The sequence below is a fragment of the Acidobacteriota bacterium genome (genome assembly GCA_012729555.1).
Lineage (GTDB): Bacteria > Acidobacteriota > UBA6911 > UBA6911 > UBA6911 > UBA6911.
The window spans coordinates 77045-100096 of the sequence record JAAYCX010000097.1 but is presented as its reverse complement, the minus strand read 5'-3'; the positions used below and the strand labels follow the sequence as shown (position 1 = coordinate 100096).

Here is a 23052-nt window from a genome sequence, read left to right as displayed (position 1 = left end):
ACCGGTGTAAAGACCTTATTTGGCGCCCCGATCTTCAGCTAAAATGCCTCCATAGTCAAGATGTAGCATTCCCAGGCAATATATTAGGGGTTATCAGAAGAAGGGAGGGTGAAGAAGGTGCCGGCTGCCGGAGAGAAACCGCAGCTGAAGATTCCTATACTTTGCGTGTCCCAGTTCTCCCGCGTACGAACATCGGTTTTACGGAGGCTTCATCGAAAAGCCATGATGCACTGTAACCTTTTCCGCTTACCGGGACATTATCCATCATGGTGAAAAGGACAACGGCCCAATCCGAACCGGAGATCGATTTCCGCAGGCTTCGCCGGCGGGACAAGGAAGAAGTCGGGCGCTGGTTTGACGCCTATTCCGATCCGGTCTACGGTTTCATCTTCTACCGCGTGGGACGGGATGCCGATCTGGCCGGTGACGTGGCCCAGGAAACCTTCGTTTCTGCGCTGGAAACCATTGAACGATTCAACCCGCGCCGGGGCGAGATGTTTCCCTGGCTGACGTACATTGCCCGGAACTGCATCCGAAAAGCCCTGCGCAGGCGGGGCAGGGACGAGGCCCTGCCTGATTTCTGGAATGCCGTGGATCATGAACTCGCCCGGGCGATTATGGGCATGGGCTCGCATATTTTCCCGGAAGAACTTCTGGCGCAAAAAGAGATTGCGGAACTGGTGCGCATGGCGTTGACCAACCTGCCTTTACGGTACCAGACGGCCTTGCGCAGATGCTACTTTGAGGAACTGTCGCTCCATGAGATAGCCGCTATGGAAGGGATCAACCAGGGCGCCGCGAAAGTTCTGCTTCACCGTGCAAAGCTGGCTTTTCGAGCCGCGTTTGAAACGATATCCGCTTCGATATTCAAAGGCCAGGGAGAAGGGAAGGCAACCCCATGAGCGGCATGGATAAAAACAATGATCAGAAACGCCTGGACGAAAACCTGGATCGGTTGCTCAGGCTGGGCGAGCCGGCGCCGCGGATGCCGGAGGATCTGAAATCCGGGATCCGGTCAAAACTGTTCGAAGTGGAACAGGGGTCCGGTAAAAAGAACATCCCTCCCGGTCGCCGGACTGTATGGGCCCTGGCCGCCGCCGCAGCGCTGGTTTTCTTCTTTATTGCAGTCTGGAACGGTGGGGCGCCGGCCGGTATCGTCTGGGCTGACGTGCAGGGGCATCTCGACCAGGTCCACACCCTGACCTTCAACGGCCTTACCAGGACCGGGATGCAGGTAACCGGACGCAACAAGGTCTATTATAAGGACCCCGGGCTTTCAAGATCTGAGGAGTATCCTCCGGATGCCGGTTCCGGCCCGGTAAAAGAAGGACCCAGGAAGATAACCATCATCAGACGAGAACCGGGCCGTAATGAGGGGGTGACTCTGTACCCCGGGGCCGGTCGGGGGGAGCTGTTTGATTCTGTCGTCCTTACGGACGGAACCAAGCCGCCTTCCCAGCCTCCCATGGATCTCGCTTCGTTTAACTGGGAACTGATGAAGGAAACCGCGGCGGACAAAACCAGGCGTATCGGAGATCGGGTAATCAACGGCATCCCCGCCGTCGGCTTCGAATTCGAGATCCCGGACCGGGTGTACGTCAATCCGGAAAGGCAGGTCCATGCGAAACTCTGGGCGTCTGCCGACGGCGGTGCGCCCCTGCTCATTGAGGTGGAGTCTCGGGATCCCCAGGGACAAAACATGCGTACGGAATACTCGGACTTCCGGTGGAATGTTCCACTTGATGAAAGCCTTTTTGATCTTGCCGTACCTAAAAGCTGGGGCCTCAGCCGCACCCGGGCTGAAACGGCGGAATATTCAGATGCCGGGCTCGCTCCCGGCGTCACCCTGCAGATAGGTCCGCATGGTAGGGATCCGTTGACCGAAACCGAAGACGTGGCCGGAGTGGTCCGGGGAGAACAGTTGACCCATCCAGATTCGGTCATTCCCCGTGACGTGCGTCTTACGATCGAACTGAATCCGGAAGCCATCCAACGGCTGCGTGACTATGCCCGCGCCAATCGGGACGAACTCCTTGTGGTCGATTTCAACGGGCAGATAAAAGTGGTTCCGAATCTCTATGGGACCGGTCCTTCTCAGCTGAGCTTCAATCTCAGCCTGCTGGACCTTCCTCTGGCTGAACTGGAAGAAAGATATTTCACGACCACTATCGAAAGGAACGGATTATGACCGTCCGCGTGAATCGACAAAAACATTGTCTTTTCCTCTATACAGTCCTGGCCTTTGCGGTTATTTTCACAACCGCTCTAACGGCGGCAGGGTTGTCCGGCGACCGGACCGGCAATCATACGTTCGAAGCCCGGCTCGCTTCACATGACAAAGTGGAGGGGTGGAAGATGGTTCCCGGGCCCGATCCGGGGAAAACTCCCTTATGGATCTCGCCCGAAGCGGCTCTGACCAACGCCGATGTAGCCCTGGCCTATGTCGATCGGACGCCTGAGGGCAAGCCGTGCCTGGGAATTCTTTTCACCGAGGAAGGTGCGCTGAAGCAGGCACGCCTGACCAGGTCTCACGTCGGAAGATTCGTGGCTGTTATGCTCGACGGCCGGGTTGCCATGGCCGCCAGGATCGTGGATGAAATCACCGGTTCACGGGCCATGATAATCGGCAATTTTTCTGAAGAAGAAGCCGAATCGATAGCGGAGGGATTGTCCGGCGACCAAAAACGGAAAATTAGAGTCGAACCCGGGAAGATTGACTTCCAACTCCGGCTCGCTTCCTATGAAAAAGTGGAGGGATGGGAGATCGGCCTCGTTCCCGGACCGCCGAAGACTCCCGTGTGGATTTCGCCCGAAGCTGCCCTGACCAACGCCGATATAGCCCGCGCCTGGCCTCAAGCGGATGCGGACGGATTCGGTGTGGGATTTATGCTCACGGAGGAAGGGTCCCTGAAGCTGGCGCGGTTGACCAAATCCCATATCGGGGAGATTCTGGCCATTATGCTCGACGGCCGGGTCTGCTCGGCACCCAGGATCATGGATGAAATCACAGGTGGCCGGGCCATAATCAGCGGCAAATTCACCGAGGAAGAGGCCGGATCGCTGGCGGAGGGGATCCTGTTGAAGTAATCAATGGGCCGAGGTCCCAGTGTTCCCGCAGCATCCACCCGCAATTCTCAATGGGCAGGAGGGGGAAGAAGATACCGGCCTCCGGAGAGAAACGGCAGCTGAACCTTCCTATCCTTATCCGCTTCCCGCACCTGGATTCCGCCGCAAAGCCGGCCTGCAAAGAGTTCCCAGGCATCGAAGATCCCATCGCACGGATATCCCGGAAGGCTCCTCGTGTACCCGGATTATCGGTGGATCGACACGGCCATCCATGCCGGGGCGTCGACCGGGAATATATCGGTACGTGCACCGGTACGGAACGGGTCGGACCCTTGTGCGCCTTTGAGGAGCTCATGCGCAATGCTATCATGATCGTATAAACCACAGCCGGAATTGCCGGCCCCCTTAAGCAAGGAGGATCGTCATGCCCGTCTATGAATTCGAATGCGAAGAATGCAGCCACAAATTCCAGGAAATGATCCCCGTGAGCGATTGGGAGAAGAAACAGAAGGATGGATTCTCCTGCCCCGAATGCGGAAGCAGGAAGGTTGAAGAAGTGTTGTCCGCGAACGTGCAAACATCCAGAAAGTCATAAGCCCCTCGTCACTGCAGAGGCGCAGGCAAAAGCCTCTGCGGTGACGCCTTTCTCCCGCTCAGAACCAGTTCCTGCGCCGGCCCGGCGCCTGCACCATGGCTCAATGAATTCCTGTTTCCATACAAATGTCCGCAACCCCTTTCCTCGGAGTTCCGGCGATTCACCGCTCCCCGCACCCGGACTCTGCCGTAGAGTCCGCCTGTAGGGACTCACATGCCGGGATTTCGCCGACCAGGTGCCATAGGCGCAGATACCCTTGATATTGCCGGTTTTGCCGGCGAGCGGCCCCTTGTGCGGGAACACCGCGCATTCAGACGCGGGAAGAGTCTTTCCGACAAGCTCCATCGGGGTTTCTTCGAGGCCGGATGCCGGCGGCCGTGTCCGAGCCCGTCCTCGGGAACCCGAAGAGCCTTCGCGGGGGCTCGACCCATTCATGGAAGTCGCCCGAGGATCGGCGCCATGGGTGGCCGTAGGACCGCCGGGAGACCCGGCAATAGCGGCAGAAGGGCCTGGGTTCGCTCAGGAACTCCAGGATGCCCGCGGCGGTTACGGGGCGATGGATGTCCAGCCAGTCCCCTTCCTCGAGCCGCATGCCGGTTCCAAAGCGTCGGTTGAAATGGCGCACGTTGGGAGCGACGGTACAGGCGTAGAGCCTCCCCTGCGCGAGCAGCGGGTAGGTATTGGCATGAAAGCAGTTCCTGAAGCTCTGCCGTGGGTCCTGAGTGCCGCGGAGATCGAGGGCCATCCGGTAGGAGGTCTTGATGACGGCATCCGTCCTGCCGTAATGGCGGAAGCGGACGCCGTGAGCGGCCGCGGTTTGCCGGATCGCCCCGTAATCCAGGTTTATGGGGTATCTCGTGTTGACGATGACGATGTCGTTTTCGCGGCAGGCACGCCAGAACGACTCCCCCATTTTCGGCAGCAGGATCCCGTTGGTGACGAGCATGATGTCCGTTTCCGGCAAAAACCGCCTTGTCCGGGCCAGGATTTCCTCCAGCCGGGGGTGCAGCAGCGGCTCGCCTCCCATAACCCCTATGCTGGCGACATCCCCGCGCAGAATCTCCGCGATGCGGGCCAGGTCGCGGGCGATGTCCTCGACCGGCACACATCTCCTCTCCGCCAGGGGCGCAAAATGGTCGCACCCCGCGCAGCCCAGGTTGCAGTGGTCCAGGATGTTCAGGATGAAATAGGACAGCCGGCGCTGCGGCGTGAGCCGCCTCCTGACGTCTTCCCGATAAGCCCGCCGGTGCAGGGTCCGGAGGGCGAGAGTCCGGATTGCGGGATAACGGCCGAGACGATGTCGGATCTTGCGAAAGATCATCTCACCCTTTCCGCGGGCCGGGCCGGGCCGGCGCCGGCAGCGGGGAAGGTACCCGGCCGCCCAGGCTTGTTGCGGGGGATCCGTTTGTCACCCGCCGTAATTCATCCTCGATCGCCGGTACAGCTCCTCGCAGAAGGCCGGGGTGGACAGGTTCAGGGCATTCAGGTTGAAATAGGAAGGCTTTTGCGGATTGCAGAACCTGTCCGCGTATCTCCTCGCCGCCTCCCGCTGCTCTTCTTCCGTCGAGGTCGCCGGATCGAAGGAATCGGGCATCACGCCTATGAGCAGTTTGTCACCAAACAGCGCATAGATCTTATGGGTATCGTTCATGGCCTGCGGGCACCATGAATCCCAGCCCGCGGCTATTATGTTCGGAACCTGTTTCATCAGCTGCCCGCAGCTGTGCAGATCGCAGTATTTGCCTTTCGAGTGCAGGAAATCCGTCACCCTCTTCATGTAGGGAACGATCATTTCACCGACTACGGAGGGAGAAAAAAAGGTCTCTTTCTGCGAGCCCCAGTCGTCATGGATGCAGAACCCGTCGAGCGCCGGGAAATGGGTGCAGAATTTATCGAAGATTTTTATGTATAGATCGGTCGCCTTGTCGAAGAAGGCCTTGATGGCATCCTTCTGGTCTTCGTCGATCATGGCCACGGCCGCGTTTTCGAATTCCATGAAGGTGATCAGCCTCTCGTACCAGCCCGTCATGAACCAGCAGACGTTGAATTTGCCGTCATCAAGATAGGAGGCGTTGGCCCTGGCGCTCCCTTCCCAGTCCCAGGCCTCGATGTCGGGCCAGACGATCTTGTCCGGCCATTCATTGAAGTCCTCCATAAACGGCTTGCCGGGACGGATCATGGAGCCGCCGGCCACGGGGACATACTCCCATATCATTCCAAACATGTCCGGTCCGCCGCCCGTATTCGGGTCAAAGGGATCGGCTTCAAAAACAAACGAACGGGCGATCGCGTCCGGGAGAATTCTCGGGCTGAGCAGACGGGTCTCGATCATGTCCGAGACCTGCCAGACCGGTTCTCTTCTCAGCAGGCCTCTCACCGCTTCCCTGGGTGAAACAGGATAGCTGTAGATTTTTCGCGCAGGCATGAAAGGGGATGCGGGGATCTCCTCTCTGACTTCCATTTCCTTGGGATCGAATTTGGGCACTGCCATGGTCGGTTCCTTATGAAAATTTCCGTTGGTAGCCATCGGATGGCGGTTTGCTCCTTCTCGAGGGGCGCAGAATACCACGGGACCGGGCGGAAAACATCAATGGAGGAGGGCTTTTTCAGAAAGCCCCCCTCTCCCTGGTTATTCGGCCTGATTTGTCTTCGGAGCGGCTCCGCGGCCGGCGGGCGGCATGCCCATCCCGCCCCCTACCTCGCGCTTGAACTTGATCTCGTCCCCGGTGAGTGTTCCCGTCCAGGATATGGTCATATCCTGGCCGTTGACCTGACGCACATAGCTGAAGGAAACCTGGTTTCCTTCCACCTTGCCGTCCTTGAACTCGATCGCCCCGGGCATTTGACGGTTTTCGATGGTTCCCGTCCACCTGGAGCCTTCGGGCTTCAGCTCCAGCTCGATTTCGCCGTCGCCATCCTTTATGAGCCATTTCCCCGCAGCCCCTGACGGTGCGGCGGCGCCTTTTTCCTTCCTGGCGGTGAGTTCGGTACTGGCGCCCCCTCCCATCATGCCGCGCCCCGCGCCGATCCCCCTGCCGCCGGCCATGCCCATGCCGCCGAATCCGCCCCCTACCGGTTCTCCGTTATAGCTCCCGATGGAGGGGGGGGGCGTGACCGAGCCGGCCGGCTGGAACAGCATCTGCGCCATCAGGTACAGGTTGTTGTTCCACACCATGACCTCGTGGCCGCCGGTGTCGACATACCAGACATGATCCAGGTTCGCCTTGACCAGGGCCTGGTGGAGATTCCAGCTTCCCGTTATCAGGTTGTCCTTGTCGCCGCAGCCGATCCACAGCAGGCTCAGCGGGTCTTTGGCCTGCTGGATCTTGGGGATATGGACGGCGGGCTGCTGGAGATTCGGTGCGGAGGAGAAGCCGCCGACCCACGCGAACTTGTCGATGTTGTTGATTCCGAAATTGAGACCCTGCCCGCCTCCCATGGACAGGCCGGCGATGGCACGGTGGTCCCGGTCCGCTTTCACGGGATAGCGCGATTCGATGTAGGGCATCAGGTCCTGCAGCAGGTCCTTCTCGAAAGTGGCGTAGTGATTGAAATCCGCCATGAAATTGCTCGAGGGAGGCTCGGCGGAAGCCCGGCCGTTAGGCATCACGATGATCATGGGCACGGCCTTTTTGTCGGCGATGAGGTTGTCGAGGACCTTGTTCGCCGCGCAGAGGGTGGTCCAATGAGTTTCGTTGCCGCCGATGCCGTGCATCAGATAGAGGACGGGGTATTTCTGATTGGGATCGTAATTCGGGGGGGTGTAGACGACGGCCTTGCGGTCGACGCCGATGCTCTTGGAATGGTACGTCAGGGTTTCCAGGCTGCCCTTCGGTGTGCCCGGCCGGACCTGGATGAAATCGGCGGGTGCATGGTTGGGCAATGTGACCGCGGCATACGCCGCCGCCGTCCCCGTGGAAGGCACCATCGGAAGAATCCCGATGGCCGTTTGTACCATTGCCGCCCAGAGCAGGCAGCCGGCCCCGAGTGGCCAATTCGGCTTGGTGAATCGCTTCATGAAAAACCTCCTTAAAATTATGGATGGCTGCGCAATCACGCCGGCGCGACGATCGGGCGGCGGATCCTTCCGTTACGGCGTTATGGACGCTGACTCCAGGGCTTTTCCGCCGCAACCTGCTCCCCTGCGATATGACCGAAGACGATGCACTCCAGGATGTTGCCGCCGCCCTGGTACCCCCAGCTGTAGATCGCCCCCAGTTCCCCGCCGGAATAGAGCCTGGGTATCGGTTTGCGATTCGTATCGAGCACCTGGGCCCTGGCGTTGCGCCTCGGCCCTCCCTGCGTGTTGGTGAATGCCGGGACGAACTCCGCGGCGTAGAAGGGGGGCGTTTGAATCGGCGCCATCCTTTTGGGGTCGCGGCCGTATTCCGCGTCGTTCTTCTCCGCGCAGGCCTTGTTCCAGGCGGCCACGGTTTTCTCGAGGGCCTCGGGATCCTTCCCGATTTTCGCGGCCAGTTCCTTCAGGGTGTCCGCCTTGAGGATCCAGCCCTTTTCTATTTCCGCCAGGTTGTCGGCGCTCCAGTCGTATTTTTCTATCTGCGCCCACCAGCAGAAGAAATAATTCTTCGGGTACAGCGGTCCGCTCTTTCTCATCGGCTCGTCGAAGACCAGGTGGACGGGAAGGGGGGTGGGCACGTGGATGTAGATGCCGTGGAAGGGGATTTTGCCGTGCTTGGTGAAATAGGTCTCGTTGGTAAACCGGGTGGCGTCTTTCGCGACCCAGATCCAGCCGTTTCCCGGGGGGGCGAAATTGTATCCGAAAGCCCAATCCTTCCCCGGAATCCTGAAATTGAAGTCGGGTCCCGCCTGATTGTCCATGTGCCAGAGATCGGCGCCGACGGCCATCGCCATGCGGATCCCGTCGCCGGTGTTGTATGGGCTCCCCTTGGGATAGGCGTAGGGCATGCCGAGGTAATCGCGGATCATCTCCTGGTTGTTTTCAAAACCACCCGTGCAGAGAACCACGGCCTTCCTGGCCTTGACATAGATTCTCTTCCCCCCCCTTTCGGCGATCACCCCCCGGACCTCTCCGGTTTTGACGTCCCGGATCAGTTCCACCCCGGGTGTCTCGTACTGAACCCGGATCCCTGGCTTCCGGAGAGCGTTTTCCATCATGAGGAGCCACAGGCGTTGAAACCCGTTCCCCTCGGCGGACCAGCAGACGTTTCCGGCGCCGCCCGGAAATTCCGGGTACTCGCCCTGGGTGGGCATCGTTCTTACATCCATGCCCATTTTCGTGATCCATTCGGTCACCTGGATGGAGTGTTCATGGAAGGCCCTGGCTACATCGTCCGGGATGGGGTAGCCGTCACTCATGGCCATCTGGTAGGTGACGGCCTTGTCCGAATCGGGAGGACACCACCAGCCCTGGCCGCTGACCCTCGTATTGCCGCCGGCGTGAGCCTCGGGCGCTTTCTCCAGGATCAAAACGTCCTCCCCGCGGTCACGGGCCGTGATCGCGGTCATGAGACCGGCCGCGCCGAGGCCCAAAACCACGACCCCGGCTTCAAGGTCCCACTCCCTGATCTGATCCGCTTCCACGACGCCCGCTTCCACGGCTTTGATTCCCGCCAGCGCGGCCGAGCCTATTCCCGTGGCGGTGGTTTTGAGGAAGAGTCTTCTCGTTGTATGCATGATTCCCTCCCTTTCCGAATGGTTTCCAAGGACGGGGTCCCCTGCGAAAAAGGCACCATCATCACTCTGCTTCGGCGGCGTCGGCCCCTTGCGGCGGCGTGCAGGTCGTTTTTCCCGCTTGGACAGCAGGCTATAGAAGTCGTCAACGCCTTGTCAAGAAATTTGGCACAAGGATGTGACAGCTATTATGTGACGTGCCTGCTATCATTTGGAAACGGCAACATTTGACATTTGAAACCTGGCTTTTTGGGTTATGCTGTACCGGCTTTATCCAGGAAACCTTTCCAAGGAGGATGGAATGATCAGGAGAAACACCCTCGTTATCTGCGCACTGCTGATGATGGCTTTGCCCGTTGCCACGCAGGCGGCGCCGTGCGACCGGGAGTGCCTTGCCGGGTTCGTCACCGGGTATGTCGACGCGCTTCTGGCCAAAAATCCGGGCGCCCTGCCCCTGGCCGCCGATGCCAGGTTCACCGAAGACACCAAGGAATTGAAGCCGGGCGAAGGCATGTGGAAGAAAGACCTGAAACCGACCCGGTACCGCAGGGACATCCTGGATGTCCGCCAGGGTGTTGCGGTCTCCTTCCTGGTGCTGGAAGAGAACAACGCCCCGATTCTCTATGTGGTGAGACTGAAGGTCGCCGACAACAAAATCACCGAAATCGAGAGCACGGCCGTGATGAACAGGGAGGAGGGGATGCTGTTCAACCCGGACAACCTCAAGACGGTCCGCCCGGAGATGCTGGCCAAACCGGAAAAGGGCCGGCTGAACACCCGTGAAGAGATGATCAAGATCGCCGTCACCTACCCGGAGGGGCTGAAGGTGGGAAGCTTCGTCAAGGTCGATTCCCCCATGGTGCCCCATGCCTACCGCTATGAAAACGGGAACCTCATGGCCGGCCCGGGCTGCACCTTCTTCAAGGGCTGCGACGTGATGAAGACCCAGACGATCCCGAGACTGGCGGGAATCCGGTACCGGGTCATGGCGGTCGACGAGGAACTGGGGGTGGTGGCGGTGAGGATGAACTTCGGCCCCGGCTCCCTCTTCTCGGGCCAGGGGGAACTGGACGTGTGGCACTCCTTCAAGATCTTCGACGGCAAGATGCACGCCGCCGAGGCTTATTGTGAAACCGTTCCGCCGGGCACGAAATCCGGCTGGGAGAACGGGGCGGAGTACTGACTCTGCCGGCCACCGATTTTACGCATGACACCGATTTCAAGCACCGGGATCGGTGTCCTGCGTGGCGGCCCGGGAAAGACAAGAGATTGGGTGGAACCAGCGCCTTTTGCCGGCGGAATACTCCCCGAGTTACCCGACGATTTCAAGCGATCCATCAGCAGAGAAAACAGCTCCTCCTTATGCCCCGGTAGGGCTCATGCCGGCAGGAGACTGCTACCCGCGTGCAGGGGAGGAGGGGCGCAGGAGGGCGAGCAGTTTCCGGCGCGCCAGGCCGGCGGCGGCCGCGGGGCCGTGCCGGTGCAGGTAGCGGGCGAAGGTGCCGATCGGGCGCAGGCGGATGGAGCGGCGGCGCAACCTGAAGGAGCTGGCCGGGGAGAGCGCGCGGTAGCGGTCCCAGAGGGGGGTCGAGACGCTGTCGAAATAGAGCCAGGGCTTGTCGTGGCCGGCCAGGTGGAGGATGGCCGCATCCTCGCCGAGGGCTTCCAGGGTGGGGTAGGAGGTCCCGAAGAAGCGGTTGATGCGCCGGACGGGGTAGCGGCGTTTCAGGCGCAGGAAGATGCTGTAAAAGCAGTTGTACCGCATCGGCAGCAGGCGCACCCTGCCGGCGAAGAGGATGTTCGAGCAGTCCTGGTCCATGTAGGTCAGGTCGGTCCTCGTCCGGCGCATCTCCTCCAGGGCCGCCGGCGCCCCCTCCTCCCGCAATTGTTTCAGGTTCAGGAGCATGACCCCGGCGTTGAAGTAATCGGGGATGCCGAGCGCGTTGTCGTCGAGGCCGATGTCCCTCACGGCCGCCGCCGGGCGGTCCCCGAGCCCGGTCTCGTACAGGGCGCGGAGGTCTTCCCGGACCAGGACGTCGCCGTCGAGGTAGAGCACCTTGTCCAGGTGCGGGAGCAGATGCGGCAGGTCGAACTTCAGGCAGGCGGCGCTCGTCACGTGGAAGGCGTCGGGGAGGCCGGCGTATTTCCCCGCCGGGGCCTCGACGAGGTGAATGGTGGCGCCCGGAGCGTCGAAAGCGCCGAGGATGCCGAGGTCGGCCGAAGGGTCGGCGGCGACGATGTAAATCTCATAGCGGGTGTCCCGGTGGCGGTGGTGCAGGAGGGAGGCGATCGCGACCGCGGTGGGGACCACGTAATGGCGGTCGCAGATGAAGGCCACGGCGACCGGGGTGGCCGGGGCGGCCTCCCGGGACGGTTCGTTGAAAGGACCGGCGCTGTTCACGGGAGCCATCATATACAAAATTGCGATTCAAATGAACCCCCTCGCGCCTTATACTGGAAGGAACATCGCGTTCAATTCAAAGGGGGTGACGGTCATGCAGAAAACGCTTGCGGTCTTCCTCTTTTTTGTCCTGGTGCTGGGTTCGGGGTGTTTCGTGCGGTCGCTCCACCCGATCTACATGGAGCGGGACCTGGTGTTCGAGCCGGCGCTGCTGGGGGAATGGTCCGAGGCCGGCTCGAAGGAGGTCTGGACATTCTCCCGCGAGGGGGCGAACGGCTATCTCTTCGTCCACACGGACGAGGAGGGGCGGCGGGGGGACTTCCGGTCCGGGCTGGCGAAAATCGGGGACGTCTTCTTCCTGGACCTGGTCCCGGTGGGCCCGGATGCGAGGGGAAACCTGATCCACGACCTGCATTTCCTCCCCGTCCACTCTTTTCTCCACCTCGAGCGGATCGCGCCGACGCTCCGGATGCGGGCGCCCGACCCGGACTGGCTCGAGCGGTTCCTGGCCGCCCACCCGGAGGCCCTCGGCCATGAAACGATCGACGGCGACATCGTCCTTACCGCGCCGACGGGCGAACTGCAGGCCTTCTGGTTGAAACACCTGGGGACGGAGGGCGCCTTCGGGGACGCGAGCGAGATGACGCACCGGGCCGAGGCTCCCTGACGGGGCGCGTGTGGTATACTGCCGGCATTCAGAAGGAAAACCGAAATGGTGGTCTTGCTCCTGTGCGTCCTTCTTTCCTGGATAGGCATCACCCTCTTCTGTTTTGTTTCCGTCATCAGGACCCGGGTGGCCCTGTCGCGGATCGAGGCGGAACTGGGGGGCCTGAAGGCTCGCCTGTCGGCCGGGGGAATGGAAACCCGGGCGGCTGCCCCTGTCGCGGCCGAGCCCGCAGCGGCCGCCCCCCGGGCGGAGACGCCCGCGCCGAAGCCGATTCCGGCGGCGACGCCCACGCTGAAGCCGACTCCGGCGGCGACGCCGGTCCGGCCGGTGAAGACCCGGGCGGAGCGGCTCGACGCCCTGGAGCGGATGGTGGGGACCCGCTGGCTCAACTGGGTGGGGGCCCTAGTGACGCTCGCCGGCACCGCCTTCCTGCTCAAGTTCCTCTACGACCGGGGCTGGATCGGCCCCGCCGGGCGAGTGACGATCGGGATGGGGATCGGCGTCTCCCTGCTCTGGCTGGGCGAACTGCGCCTGAGGCGGTTTCACCCGCTCCTGTCCCAGTCGGTCTCCGCGGCGGGGTGCGGCGCGCTCTTTCTGACCACCTTCCTCAGCTACAAGTTCTATGATTTCGGCGGCCGGGCGGCCACCTTCGGCCTCCTCTGCTGGTTCGCGCTCTTCACCGTCCTGCTGGCGGTGGCGCGGCGCGCCCCGGTGCTCGCCTATCTCGGGCTCCTCTGCGCCTATCTCACCCCCTGGCTCCTTTCGACCGGGGAGGACCAGGCGGAGATCCTCTTCGCCTACCTCGCGATCCTCGCCGCGGCTTCGGCCGGGGTCTCCGTCCTCTGCGGCTGGCGCGGGATCGTACCGCTCGGTTTCGTCTTGAGCCTGGCCCACTACGCCGGATGGTATGTCCGCTTTTATGCTCCCGACCGGCTGGGGACCGCCGTGACCGGGGCGGCGGGGCTCGTGATCCTGTTTGTCGCCGCCGCGCTCTGCCGGGGGGTGCGGCACCGCAAGGGCGTCCGCCCGGAAGAATGTGTCGTCGCGGCCGCGGCCCATGTCTCGGGACTCTGGTTTTTGTGGGACCTCCTGGTGCAGCGACACGAGGCGGCGCTCGGACTCTCGCTCTGCGGATTGTCGCTCGCGGCCCTCGTCGCGCTGCGGGCGGCCCGGTCGAGGCGGGCGTCCTCGCCGCCGCTGGAATCGACCCTCCTCGGTCTTGCCGCCGGGTCGCTCCTCGTCGTGATCCCCGCGGTCCTTCGGGCCGAGGGCGCCATGCTCGCCTGGGCCCTGGCCGGCGTCGTCTTCGCCGGCATCGGAATCCGCGCGCGCGCCGCGGTGCTCGAAGGTGCGGCCGCCTTCTGCCTGCTGGCGGGACCCTGGGTCGGGCTGACCGGCGGCGTCTTTCACACCGGCGTGTTCGTCCCGGCGGCCAACCCCGTCTTTGCAGCCTGGCTGGGGGTGGCAGTGTCCTGGTTCCTGGTCGGACGCCGGTATGGGTCCGGCGGGGCCGGGCAGGGCGCGCGGGCGGCGGCCGGGACCGCGCTCCAGGTCGCGGCCAGCTTCATGCTGATCCTTCTGTTGAGCGCCGAGGCGTGGGCGTGGTTCCGGGGCCGGATCGGGGCGGGCGGGGACGCGGACGCCCTGCGCGACGGACGCACGATCGTGCTGTGCGTCCTCTGGGCCGCCTTCCCCTGGCTGTGGCTGCTGCGAAAGAGGGTGTCGGCGCGGCTCGAGGCGCTTTCCGCGGTGCATTACGGTGTTCTCGGCCTGGCGTGGCTCGCCCTGCTGGCCGACCTGCACCACCGGGATTCCATCGTATTCCTCAACCCGGTCTTCTGGGCCGCGCTCCTCCTGCCGGCGGGCGTCTACCTCCTCGCTTCCCGGATGGAGCCGGGGGGGAAGCGGAGAACCGCGCTCGAACTGGGGGCCCACTTCCTCGTGGCCGTCCTGGTCGCCGCGGAACTGGGCCAGGGGGCGTATCCCGGCGCGTGGACGGAAGCGAGCCGGGGCTGGTTGAAAATGGCTCTCATTTCGGTCGCCTGGGCCTTTTGGGCCACGGCCCTGCTGGCCGCCGGCATCTCCCGCAGCCTGCCGGCCTGGCGGTGGTTCGCGCTCGCCCTGCTCGGGCTCACGCTCCTGAAGGTGGTGTTTGTGGATATGGCCGAGGTGCGGCAGATCTGGCGGGTCGTTTCGTTCCTGGCCCTGGGCGCGCTTCTGATGGCCTGCTCCTACGCCTACAGCCGGCGCGAACGACGGCGCGCCGGGGACCTGGAACCGGATACTCGGGAGGATTCATGATCTTCGTACTGCTGTTCATCTTCGGCGCCGGCACGGCCGCCGCGGCCGGGGACTTCGGGGAGTGGAGATATCACGCCGCCCTCGAGGCGCCCGAGGCGGGCTTCGCCGCCCTGGTATTGTCCCCGCAGAACCTCGACCGCTGCGAAAAGGGGGACCTTTCGGATTTGCGCATAACGGACGAGCGCGGTGTCGAGGTCCCCTACGCGGTCGTCCACGACGCCGGCCGGTCGGTCGAGACCGTCCGCGCCGGGACCGTGCTGAACCGGGAATATCCCGATGGCGCCACCAGCCGGGTCACGGTCGATTTCGGGGCCCCGGTGGAAAAGAACCGGATCACGGTCCCGACGGAGGGGGACGGTTTCCGCCGTCGGGTCCAGATCGAGGGGAGCGACACGCTCGAGGCCTGGAGCACGCTCCTGCCCGAGGGGTGGGCGATGGCGGCGGGGACGGCGCCCGAGCGGCGTTTCGAGACTTTCGACATCGGCCTCAACACCTATCGCTACCTGCGCCTTTCCGTGCAGAAGATGCCGGAGGAGACCGGCCCGCCCGAAATCGGGCGGGTGAGCTTCGTCCACCGGCAGGTGGTCGAGCCGGTGGAGACGGCCGTAAGCGGTGCGCTGCTCGAGGCGCGGATCGAGGATGGGGCGACGGTGATCGAGGCGGACTTCGGACGGCGCAACCTGTCGATCGGGCGCTTCCGGCTCCTGCTCGGCCGCGACCCCGGCAGGATATTCGAGAAACGGTGCGTCGTTTCCGGGCGCAACAGCCTGGAGCGGGCCGAGAGGGTCCGGTTCGAAAGCGGCGAATACGGCAAGGAGCGGCGGGTGGCGACTCCCTGGGAGCGGCTGGGGGAGGGGGTGATCCGCCGCGATGTCCGGGGGGAGCTGTCGCTCGGCCTCGCCGTCCCCTCGAGATTCCGTTACCTCAGGATCGAGATCGAAAGCCGCGACGGCCCCCCGCTGGAAGTGGCCGGCGTGACGGCTTATGCCGCCCCCGTCTATCTCGTCTTCGAGCCGGCGGGCCAGTCGCGCTTCCGCCTCTACGCGGGAAACGCCTCGGCCCCCGCGCCGCGCTACGAGTCGGCGCGGGCGCTCGCTTCCCTGGACGTCCGGACCCTGGCCAGGGTATCCCCGGTGGAACTGACCGGGAGAGACCGGCCGCCGGAGAGAGCCCCGGAGGGGCAGCGCCTGGTGTGGGTCGTGCTCGCGCTGGCCGTGCTCGCGACCGCCTGGATCCTGCGGAGCACCGCGGTGAGTGTGCGGAGAGCGGGATAGCTTCGAACGGGGCCTTATGAAACACAGAATCCTTGTGGTGGACGACGAGCCGGGCCAGCGGCAGTTTGTCGGGGGCGCGCTTGCCCGCGAATACGAGGTGGTGACGGCGGCCGACGGGCGCGAGGCGTCGGAGCTCCTCTCCGCCCGCAGCTTCAGCCTGGTGATCACCGACGAGCGGATGCCCGACATGGGGGGGATCGAGCTGATCCGGTGGATGCGCGAGCACGCCCCGGAGACCCCCGTCATCGTCCTGACGGCCTACGGGTCGGTGGAAACGGCCGTGGAAGCGATCAAGCTGGGGGCGGAGGAGTACCTGACCAAGCCGCTCAAGAGCCCGGAGGAGCTGCGGGTCGTGGCCGGCAGGGTGATCGGCCGGAGCGGCCTGCGCGACCGCAGCCTCCTCCACCAGCAGGAGACGGACGCGGCCTTCCCCGCGGACATCATCGCCGAGAGCGACGGCATGAAGCGCGTCTTCCGGCTCGCGGAGCAGGTGGCGCCGCAGCCGACCACGGTCCTGCTGACGGGGGAATCGGGGACCGGCAAGGAGGTGGTGGCCCGCTTCATCCACCGGCGGAGTCCCCGGCGCGCGCACGCGTTCGTCGCCGTCAACTGCGCCGCGATCCCGGAGACGCTGCTCGAATCGGAGCTGTTCGGGCACGAAAAGGGGGCTTTCACCGGGGCGACGCAGACGCGCCGGGGGCGCTTCGAACTGGCGAGCGGCGGCACCCTCTTCCTGGACGAAATCGCGGACATGGGGGTGGACCTGCAGGCGAAACTGCTGCGGGTGCTCCAGGAGCAGCAGTTCGAGCGGGTCGGCGGCGACCGGTCGATCGCCGTGGACGTGAGGGTGCTCGCCGCGACCAACCGGTCGCTCCGCGAGGCCATCGCCGGGAAAAGCTTCCGGGAGGATCTCTATTACCGCCTGAACGTCTTCCCGATCCCCATCCCGCCGCTGCGCGAGCGGCGCGAGGATATCCTGCCGCTGGCCGATTTCTTCGCCCGAAGCCTCTCCGCCCGCATGGGGAAGCCGGCTCCGGGGTTCACCGCCGGGGCCCGGGAACTCCTTTTGCGCCATGACTGGCCCGGGAACGTGCGGGAGCTGTCGAACGCCGTCGAACGCGCCCTGATCCTGGCGCCGACCGGGGCGATCGACGCCGACGGCCTTCCGATGAAGGCCGCCGCCGCTGCCGGACCCGGGCGGACGGGACTGCTGGCGCGGGCGGAAAGGGAAACGATCCTTGCCGCCCTCGAGCGCCACGGGGGGGACCGGCGCGCCACGGCCGAGGAACTGGGGATCAGCCTGCGCACCCTGCAGTACCGACTCAAGGAATACGGCGTGGCCGGGCGTTAGGGGGCGGGGACCGGAGGGCCGGGGAAACCATTGCCGGAGGGGATATGCGACTTTACGGACTCGTCGTTCTGCTTGCGTGGTTGTCGGTTCTCCCGGCTCATGCCCAGGAACCGCCGGCCGTGATCGAATCGTTCGGCCCGGAAGGGTTCGTGAAAAACGTCCGCCAGGTGCGGGCGCGTTTTTCCGAGGCCATGACGCCCCTGGGCGACCCCCGCGACCGCGTGAGCCCCTTCCTGATCGAGGCCCCCGTCGCCGGGTCGGGCAAGTGGGAGGACGAGACCCACTGGGTCTACGACTTCGAGAAGGACCTCCCGGGCGGCGTCCGCGCGACCTTCACGGTGCGCCCCGGCCTCATGACCCTCGCCGGCCGGCAGGTGGAAGGGGGGCGCGTCTTTTCCTTCCACACCGGCGGCCCCGCCGTCCGGACCTCGCGCCCCTGGGAGGGGAGTTCCTCGATCGACGAGGAACAGGTTTTCGTTCTGAGCCTCGACTGCGATCCGGATGAAGCCTCCGTCCTCAAGTCGGTCCATTTCCGGGTTGACGGAATCGGGGAGCGGGTGGGTGTACGGGTGCTCGGGGGGGAGGAACGGTCCAGGGTGCTCGCGGCGGTGCGCGGCCTGCGCGCGGCCCCCGATGCCCCGCTCCTCCTGCTGAAAGCCCGGCGCCGGTTTCCCAACGGGTCCCGGGTGGAACTGGTCTGGGGGCGCCAGGTGCGTTCGCTCTCCGGACTGACGAACGAGGCGGACCGGATCCTGCGCTTCAAGGTGCGCCCGGTTTTCCGCGCCGGCGTCGAATGCCGGCGCGTCAACGCCGACGCCCCCTGCCTGCCGATGACGCCCCTGAGACTCGAGTTCACCTCTCCCGTGGCCTGGGACTCGGTCCGGGGGGCGGTGCTCGAGGAGCCGGGGGGAAAGCGGCACGCGCCCGCCAGGGGGGAGGAGACGGCCGACCACGTCACGGCGGTGACCTTCATCGGCCCCTTTCCGGAAAAAGCCACCCTGCGCCTCGTCCTCCCCCCGGAGCTCAGGGACGACGCCGGGCGGACGCTCGACAACCAGGGGCGCTTTCCCCTGGAGATCCCCGTGGACGAATATCCCCCGCTGATCAAGTTCGCGGCCGATTTCGGGATCCTGGAACGGAACGCTGATCCCGTCCTTCCCGTCACCGTCCGGAACGTCGAGCCGACCCTGGCCGGGTCGCTCCTGGAGGTGCGGGAAGGGGCCCGGAGCATCCACCCCGCGGAGGTCCTCGATCCCGGCCGGGGCCGGAGGATCCTCAACCCCGACCAGGCCCGCGAGGCGGAGGCGATGGAGGCGCGGATCCTCCGGATCGCGCCCGACCGCCCGAACCAGGTCCGGCTCTGGCTGAAGAAGATGTCGGATCGTTCCGGCCCCGGGGGGAAGCGGGGAGAACCGCTGCTCGGGGGAGCGGCCGGGTCGACGTCCCTCTCCGTCCCCCGCATCCAGGGGGCCCGGAGCTTCGAGGTCATGGGCATTCCGCTCGGCGGGCCCGGTTTCTACGTCGTCGAAATCCGGAGCGAGGTGCTGGGAGCCGCGCTGCTGGGGCAGCCGCGGCCCATGTATGTCTCGACGGCCGCCCTGGTGACCAACCTGGGGGTCCATTTCAAGTGGGGGGCCCAGTCCTCCCTGGTCTGGGTGACGACGCTCGATGGCGCCCGCCCGGTCGGGGGTGCCGGGGTGGAGGTGCGCGACTGCGCGGGGGAGGTGCTGTGGCGGGGGGAGACCGATGCCGACGGCATCGCCCGGCCTGCGGGGCTGCCGAAGCAGGATGAACTCGAGGACTGCCTCCCGAGCCGCCTCGGCGGCGGGCTGATGATCACGGCGCGAAAGGCCGACGACTTCTCCTTCGTCTTCTCCGGCTGGAACGACGGGATCGAGCCTTGGCGCTTCAACCTGGGGGGGTACGGCGACAACCTGTCGATGTCGGCCCACACGGTGCTCGACCGGCCGCTCTTCAGGGTGGGGGATACGGTGCACATGAAGCACTTCCTCCGCAGCCGGGTGCTCGAGGGGCTGGCACTCCCGGGAGAGCGCCCGGCCAGCGTCGAGATCGAGCATCTCGGCAGCGACCGGAAGTACGAGATCGAGCTCCGGTGGGGGGCCGACGGATCGGCCGAAAGCGAGTGGACCGTGCCGTTCGGCGCCCACCTCGGCGCCTACCGGATCTCCATGCCCCTCGCCGCGGAGCGCTACTACCAGCCGCGCCTCTACACCGGCACCTTCCGCGTGGAGGAATTCCGCCTCCCGGTCCTGCGGGCGTCGATCCAGCCCCCCGCGGAGGCTCCGGTGGCTCCCTCCCGCCTCTCCTGCGGCCTCGAGGCGGCCTACCTGTCAGGGGGCGCGGCCGCGGGGCTTACCGTCCGGTTCCGCCACCAGCTCCAGGATTCCCGCGCCCCGGCGCCGGACGGTTTCGACGGGTTCGTCTTCGCCAACGGCCCGGTCAGCGAGGGGGTCACCCGCACCTCCGCCGAGGATTACGAGGAGGAGGGCGGGAGGCTCCCGGCGCTGGAGAGCCGGGAGCTGGTGCTCGACAAGGCCGGCGGCGCGCGGGTCGAGATCGCGGATATCCCGGCCATCGACCGGCCGAAGGCCATCCTGGCGGAGATGGAGTTCCCGGACCCCGCCGGCGGGATCCAGACGGTATCGCGCCGGATCCCGATCTACCCCTCCCGGTGGCTCGTGGGAGTGCGGCCCGACGACTGGGTGGGGGCGCGCGACAAGCTGAAGATCCAGGCGGCCGTCATCGACGTCGGGGGGAAACCGGTCGCCGGGGCCCCGGTGGAGGTGGACCTCTTCACCCGGAAATACTATTCCCATCGCAGCCGCCTCGTCGGGGGGTTTTACGGTTACGAATCGGTCGTCGAGACGAAAAGGGAGGGGCCGTTCTGCAGCGGTGTGACCGACACTCGGGGGCTGCTCCGGTGCGAAGCCCCCTCCCCCGTCGAGGGGAACGTGATCCTGGTGGCCCGCGCCAGGGATCCCGAAGGGAACCCCAGCGCGGCCAACCGCGGGGTATGGGTGGCGGGATCGGAGGGGTGGTGGTTCGAGGCGTCGAGCGACGACCGGATGGACCTGCTCCCGGAAAAGACCCGCTACGAGCCGGGGGAGACCGCCCGCTTCCAGGTGCGCATGCCGTTTCGGGAGGCGACGGCGCTGGTGGCGGTGGAGCGGGAGGGGGTGTCGGACGTCTACGTCCGTACCTTGACCGCCCGGGAGCCGGTGGTGGAGGTGCCGATCAGGCCCGGCTACGCCCCCAACATCTATGTCTCGGTGCTCGCGGTGCGCGGGCGGACCGGGGAAACGCAGCCGACGGCGGTGGTGGACCTGGGCCGGCCCGCCTACAAGCTGGGGATAGCGGGGATCGAGGTCGGCTGGCGGGGGCACGAGTTGAAGGTCGAGGTGGAGACCCCCCGGGAGGTCTACCAGGTCCGCGAAAAGGTGCCGGTGCACATCCGCGTCCGGCGCGCGGATGACGGCCGGTCGGCCGCCGGCGGGGAGGTGGCGGTGGCGGCGGTGGACGAAGCGCTGCTAGAGCTCCTGCCCAACGACAGCTGGGACCTGCTCGACGCGATGATGGGGCGGAGGTCCTACTCGGTTTCGAACGCCACGTCCCAGATGCACGTCGTGGGGAAGCGCCACTTCGGCCTGAAGGCGGTGCCGACGGGGGGCGGGGGCGGACGCGAACCGACGCGCGAGCTCTTCGACACCCTCCTCTTCTGGAAGGGGCGTGTGCCGCTCGATGCCGCGGGGGAGGCCCGCATCGACATACCGCTCAACGACTCCCTCACCGGTTTCCGTATCGTCGCCGTCGCCCATGAGGGCGCCGGCCGCTTCGGCACCGGGTCCCGCTCCGTCCGCTCCAGGCAGGACCTGATGGTGATTTCGGGCATTCCGCCCCTGGTCCGGGAGGGCGACCGCTTCACCGCTTCCTTCACGGTGCGCAACAACACGGCGGCGACGATATCGGTGGAGGCGCGGCTGGTGGCGCCGGCACTGGGGCGGGAACTCCCGCCGCGGCGGCTTGCGCTCGGGGCGGACGAAGCCTCGGTCGCCAGCTGGGAGATCGCGGTCCCGCGCGGCGCGGCGGAGATCGACTACCGGGTGGAGGTGGACGCCTCCTCCGGGCTCCGGGACCGGATCCGGGTCCGGCAGGAGGTCCTGGCGCACCCGCCGGTCAGGCCCTGGCAGGCCACCCTGGTGCAGCTCGACCGGGAGGAACGGATCGAGGTGGAGCGGCCCTCCGGCGCCGTCGCGGGGCCGGGTGGGATCGAAGTCCGGCTGCAGCCCGACCTCGCCGGGGGGCTCCCCGGCGTGCTGGACTATATGAGGAATTACCCCTATTCCTGCCTGGAGCAGGAGGCCTCCCGCGCCGTCAGCCTGAGGGACAGGGCGCGCTGGGATTTCGTCATGGACCGGATGCCGGCTTACCTGGACGGTCACGGCCTGCTGAAATATTTCCCCTCCTCCCGGTGGGGCAATGTCGCCCTGACGGCCTACGTCCTGAGCCTCGGCCACGAGGCGGGCTGGGCCGTCCCCGACCCCGTCCGGGGACAGTTGATCGCGGGCCTGCGGGCCTTTCTCAACGGCGAAATCCCCGGCGCGGACTCCTGGGGCGGACGGGACCTCGACATCCACAAGCTCCTGGCGCTCGAGGCGCTCTCCCGTTACCGGGTCCCGGTCGTGGACTGGGTGCGGACCCTCAGGATCGATCCCAACTCCTGGCCGACTTCCGCCCTCATCGACTGGCGCGACATCCTCCGACGGGATCCGGGCATTCCGGACGCGGCCCGGCGCTCGGCCGAGGTCGAGCGGATCCTGGGCGCCCGGCTCGATCTCCGCGGCACGACTCTCGGCTTTGCCACCGAGGCGGGCGACGCCCGCTGGTGGCTGATGGCGGAGGGGGACTCGAACGCCAACCGGCTGATCCTGTCGGTGCTCGACGCGGCCTCCTGGCAGGGGGACCTGCCGCGGCTCGTGCGCGGCTCGCTCGCGCGCCAGCGGCGCGGGAGGTGGCTGACGACGGTGGCCAACGCCTGGGGCGTGCTGGCGCTGGAGAGATTCTCCCGCCGCTTCGAGGGAGAACCGGTGACGGACGCCACCGCGGCGCGGCTGGGCGGGCGGCGGGAGGTCTGGGACTGGGGGAAGGAACCCGGGGGTGCGACCCGCCTCCTCCCCTGGCCGGAAGGGAGGGGGACGGTCGAACTGGAGCACGCGGGGAAGGGCAAACCGTGGGCGGTGGTCACCTCCATGGCGGCGGTGCCGCTCGAGGCCCCTTTCGAAAACGGGTACCGGGTCAGGAAAATCATGACGCCGGTGGTGCAGAAACGCCCGGGCGCCTGGAGCCGCGGTGATATCGCGCGCGTGCGCCTTGAATGCGAAGCCCAGGCGGGCATGGGCTGGGTGGCGGTCAACGACCCGATCCCCGGCGGCGCCTCCATCCTGGGGGGCGGACTGGGACGCGATTCCAGGCTGGCGGTCCAGGGGGAGGAGCGGCGGGGCTGGACCTGGCCCGCTTTCGAGGAACGGTCCCGGGAGGCGTTCCGCGCCTATTACGATTATGTTCCCAAGGGGGCCTGGGTGGTGGAGTACACGGTGCGACTGGACAATCCCGGGAGCTTCAACCTCCCGCCGACGCGGGTGGAGGCGCTCTACGCGCCGGAGATGCTGGGGGAAAGCCCGAACGCGCCGGTGACCATCCTCCCCTGAGCGGACCGGAGAGGAGAAC

General features: G+C 65.5%; 15 protein-coding genes. 10 read left to right on the top strand and 5 right to left on the bottom strand.

The genetic code is table 11. The features are described 5' to 3' along the window. Positions 1-266 precede the first annotated feature (266 nt). The 4 genes from GXY47_17085 (at position 267) to GXY47_17070 (ending at position 3661) form a co-directional block, all read left to right on the top strand. Complete coding sequence (locus GXY47_17085) at positions 267-902, top strand: RNA polymerase sigma factor (GenBank protein NLV32856.1); 636 nt, start codon at positions 267-269, stop codon at positions 900-902. Further along, positions 899-2188 (top strand): hypothetical protein, encoded by a 1290-nt coding sequence (locus GXY47_17080; GenBank protein NLV32855.1) that lies wholly within the window; start codon positions 899-901, stop codon positions 2186-2188. Before GXY47_17085 ends, GXY47_17080 begins: the two co-directional genes overlap by 4 nt. After that, a complete protein-coding gene (locus tag GXY47_17075; GenBank protein NLV32854.1) occupies positions 2185-3087 on the top strand; it encodes a hypothetical protein in 903 nt (300 codons plus the stop codon). Before GXY47_17080 ends, GXY47_17075 begins: the two co-directional genes overlap by 4 nt. Positions 3088-3490: 403 nt before the next feature. Next, a complete protein-coding gene (locus GXY47_17070) occupies positions 3491-3661 on the top strand; it encodes a zinc ribbon domain-containing protein (GenBank protein ID NLV32853.1) in 171 nt (56 codons plus the stop codon). A gap of 310 nt (positions 3662-3971) precedes the next feature. Here the strand turns inward: GXY47_17070 and GXY47_17065 are convergent, their stop codons facing one another. The 4 genes from GXY47_17065 to GXY47_17050 form a co-directional block, all read right to left on the bottom strand. Beyond that, on the bottom strand, positions 3972-4982 hold the full coding sequence (locus tag GXY47_17065; protein ID NLV32852.1) for a radical SAM protein: 1011 nt from the start codon (positions 4980-4982) through the stop codon (positions 3972-3974). An 87-nt stretch (positions 4983-5069) separates the two neighbouring features. After that, complete coding sequence (locus GXY47_17060) at positions 5070-6152, bottom strand: methyltransferase (protein NLV32851.1); 1083 nt, start codon at positions 6150-6152, stop codon at positions 5070-5072. A 138-nt stretch (positions 6153-6290) separates the two neighbouring features. Beyond that, entirely contained in the window at positions 6291-7679 is a 1389-nt protein-coding gene (locus tag GXY47_17055) for an esterase family protein (GenBank protein NLV32850.1), read from the bottom strand. An 80-nt stretch (positions 7680-7759) separates the two neighbouring features. Beyond that, positions 7760-9316 carry an FAD-binding protein gene (locus GXY47_17050; protein NLV32849.1) on the bottom strand — a complete coding sequence of 519 codons (1557 nt, stop codon included), beginning with the start codon at positions 9314-9316 and terminating at the stop codon, positions 7760-7762. A 298-nt stretch (positions 9317-9614) separates the two neighbouring features. Between GXY47_17050 and GXY47_17045 the strand changes: the two genes are divergently transcribed. Beyond that, positions 9615-10496 (top strand): hypothetical protein, encoded by an 882-nt coding sequence (locus tag GXY47_17045; protein NLV32848.1) that lies wholly within the window; start codon positions 9615-9617, stop codon positions 10494-10496. 213 nt (positions 10497-10709) lie between these two features. On the opposite strand, the gene GXY47_17040 is transcribed toward GXY47_17045, so the two are convergent. Further along, complete coding sequence (locus GXY47_17040; protein ID NLV32847.1) at positions 10710-11714, bottom strand: glycosyltransferase family 8 protein; 1005 nt, start codon at positions 11712-11714, stop codon at positions 10710-10712. A gap of 94 nt (positions 11715-11808) precedes the next feature. Between GXY47_17040 and GXY47_17035 the strand changes: the two genes are divergently transcribed. From GXY47_17035 to GXY47_17015, 5 genes are read left to right on the top strand one after another with little or no spacing between them, the layout of a single operon-like run. Then, positions 11809-12381, top strand: a complete 573-nt coding sequence (locus GXY47_17035) for a hypothetical protein (GenBank protein ID NLV32846.1) — start codon at positions 11809-11811, stop codon at positions 12379-12381. 45 nt (positions 12382-12426) lie between these two features. Further along, positions 12427-14682: a DUF2339 domain-containing protein gene (locus tag GXY47_17030; protein NLV32845.1), complete on the top strand. Its 2256-nt coding sequence runs from the start codon at positions 12427-12429 to the stop codon at positions 14680-14682. Further along, complete coding sequence (locus tag GXY47_17025; protein ID NLV32844.1) at positions 14679-15956, top strand: DUF3999 domain-containing protein; 1278 nt, start codon at positions 14679-14681, stop codon at positions 15954-15956. Before GXY47_17030 ends, GXY47_17025 begins: the two co-directional genes overlap by 4 nt. A gap of 16 nt (positions 15957-15972) precedes the next feature. After that, on the top strand, positions 15973-17307 hold the full coding sequence (locus GXY47_17020) for a sigma-54-dependent Fis family transcriptional regulator (GenBank protein ID NLV32843.1): 1335 nt from the start codon (positions 15973-15975) through the stop codon (positions 17305-17307). A gap of 44 nt (positions 17308-17351) precedes the next feature. Further along, complete coding sequence (locus GXY47_17015; GenBank protein ID NLV32842.1) at positions 17352-23033, top strand: alpha-2-macroglobulin; 5682 nt, start codon at positions 17352-17354, stop codon at positions 23031-23033. The last annotated feature ends 19 nt before the right edge of the window (positions 23034-23052 follow it).

Bases quoted from the DNA above. Each gene is read 5' to 3' on its own strand.
- GXY47_17015 (NLV32842.1), top strand. From the start codon at position 17,352: ATGCGACTTTACGGACTCGTCGTTCTGCTTGCGTGGTTGTCGGTTCTC.
- GXY47_17070 (NLV32853.1), top strand. From the start codon at position 3,491: ATGCCCGTCTATGAATTCGAATGCGAAGAATGCAGCCACAAATTCCAG.
- GXY47_17080 (NLV32855.1), top strand. From the start codon at position 899: ATGAGCGGCATGGATAAAAACAATGATCAGAAACGCCTGGACGAAAAC.
- GXY47_17045 (NLV32848.1), top strand. From the start codon at position 9,615: ATGATCAGGAGAAACACCCTCGTTATCTGCGCACTGCTGATGATGGCT.
- GXY47_17055 (NLV32850.1), bottom strand. From the start codon at position 7,679: ATGAAGCGATTCACCAAGCCGAATTGGCCACTCGGGGCCGGCTGCCTG.
- GXY47_17065 (NLV32852.1), bottom strand. From the start codon at position 4,982: ATGATCTTTCGCAAGATCCGACATCGTCTCGGCCGTTATCCCGCAATC.
- GXY47_17075 (NLV32854.1), top strand. From the start codon at position 2,185: ATGACCGTCCGCGTGAATCGACAAAAACATTGTCTTTTCCTCTATACA.
- GXY47_17030 (NLV32845.1), top strand. From the start codon at position 12,427: ATGGTGGTCTTGCTCCTGTGCGTCCTTCTTTCCTGGATAGGCATCACC.
- GXY47_17085 (NLV32856.1), top strand. From the start codon at position 267: ATGGTGAAAAGGACAACGGCCCAATCCGAACCGGAGATCGATTTCCGC.
- GXY47_17035 (NLV32846.1), top strand. From the start codon at position 11,809: ATGCAGAAAACGCTTGCGGTCTTCCTCTTTTTTGTCCTGGTGCTGGGT.
- GXY47_17050 (NLV32849.1), bottom strand. From the start codon at position 9,316: ATGCATACAACGAGAAGACTCTTCCTCAAAACCACCGCCACGGGAATA.
- GXY47_17020 (NLV32843.1), top strand. From the start codon at position 15,973: ATGAAACACAGAATCCTTGTGGTGGACGACGAGCCGGGCCAGCGGCAG.
- GXY47_17025 (NLV32844.1), top strand. From the start codon at position 14,679: ATGATCTTCGTACTGCTGTTCATCTTCGGCGCCGGCACGGCCGCCGCG.
- GXY47_17060 (NLV32851.1), bottom strand. From the start codon at position 6,152: ATGGCAGTGCCCAAATTCGATCCCAAGGAAATGGAAGTCAGAGAGGAG.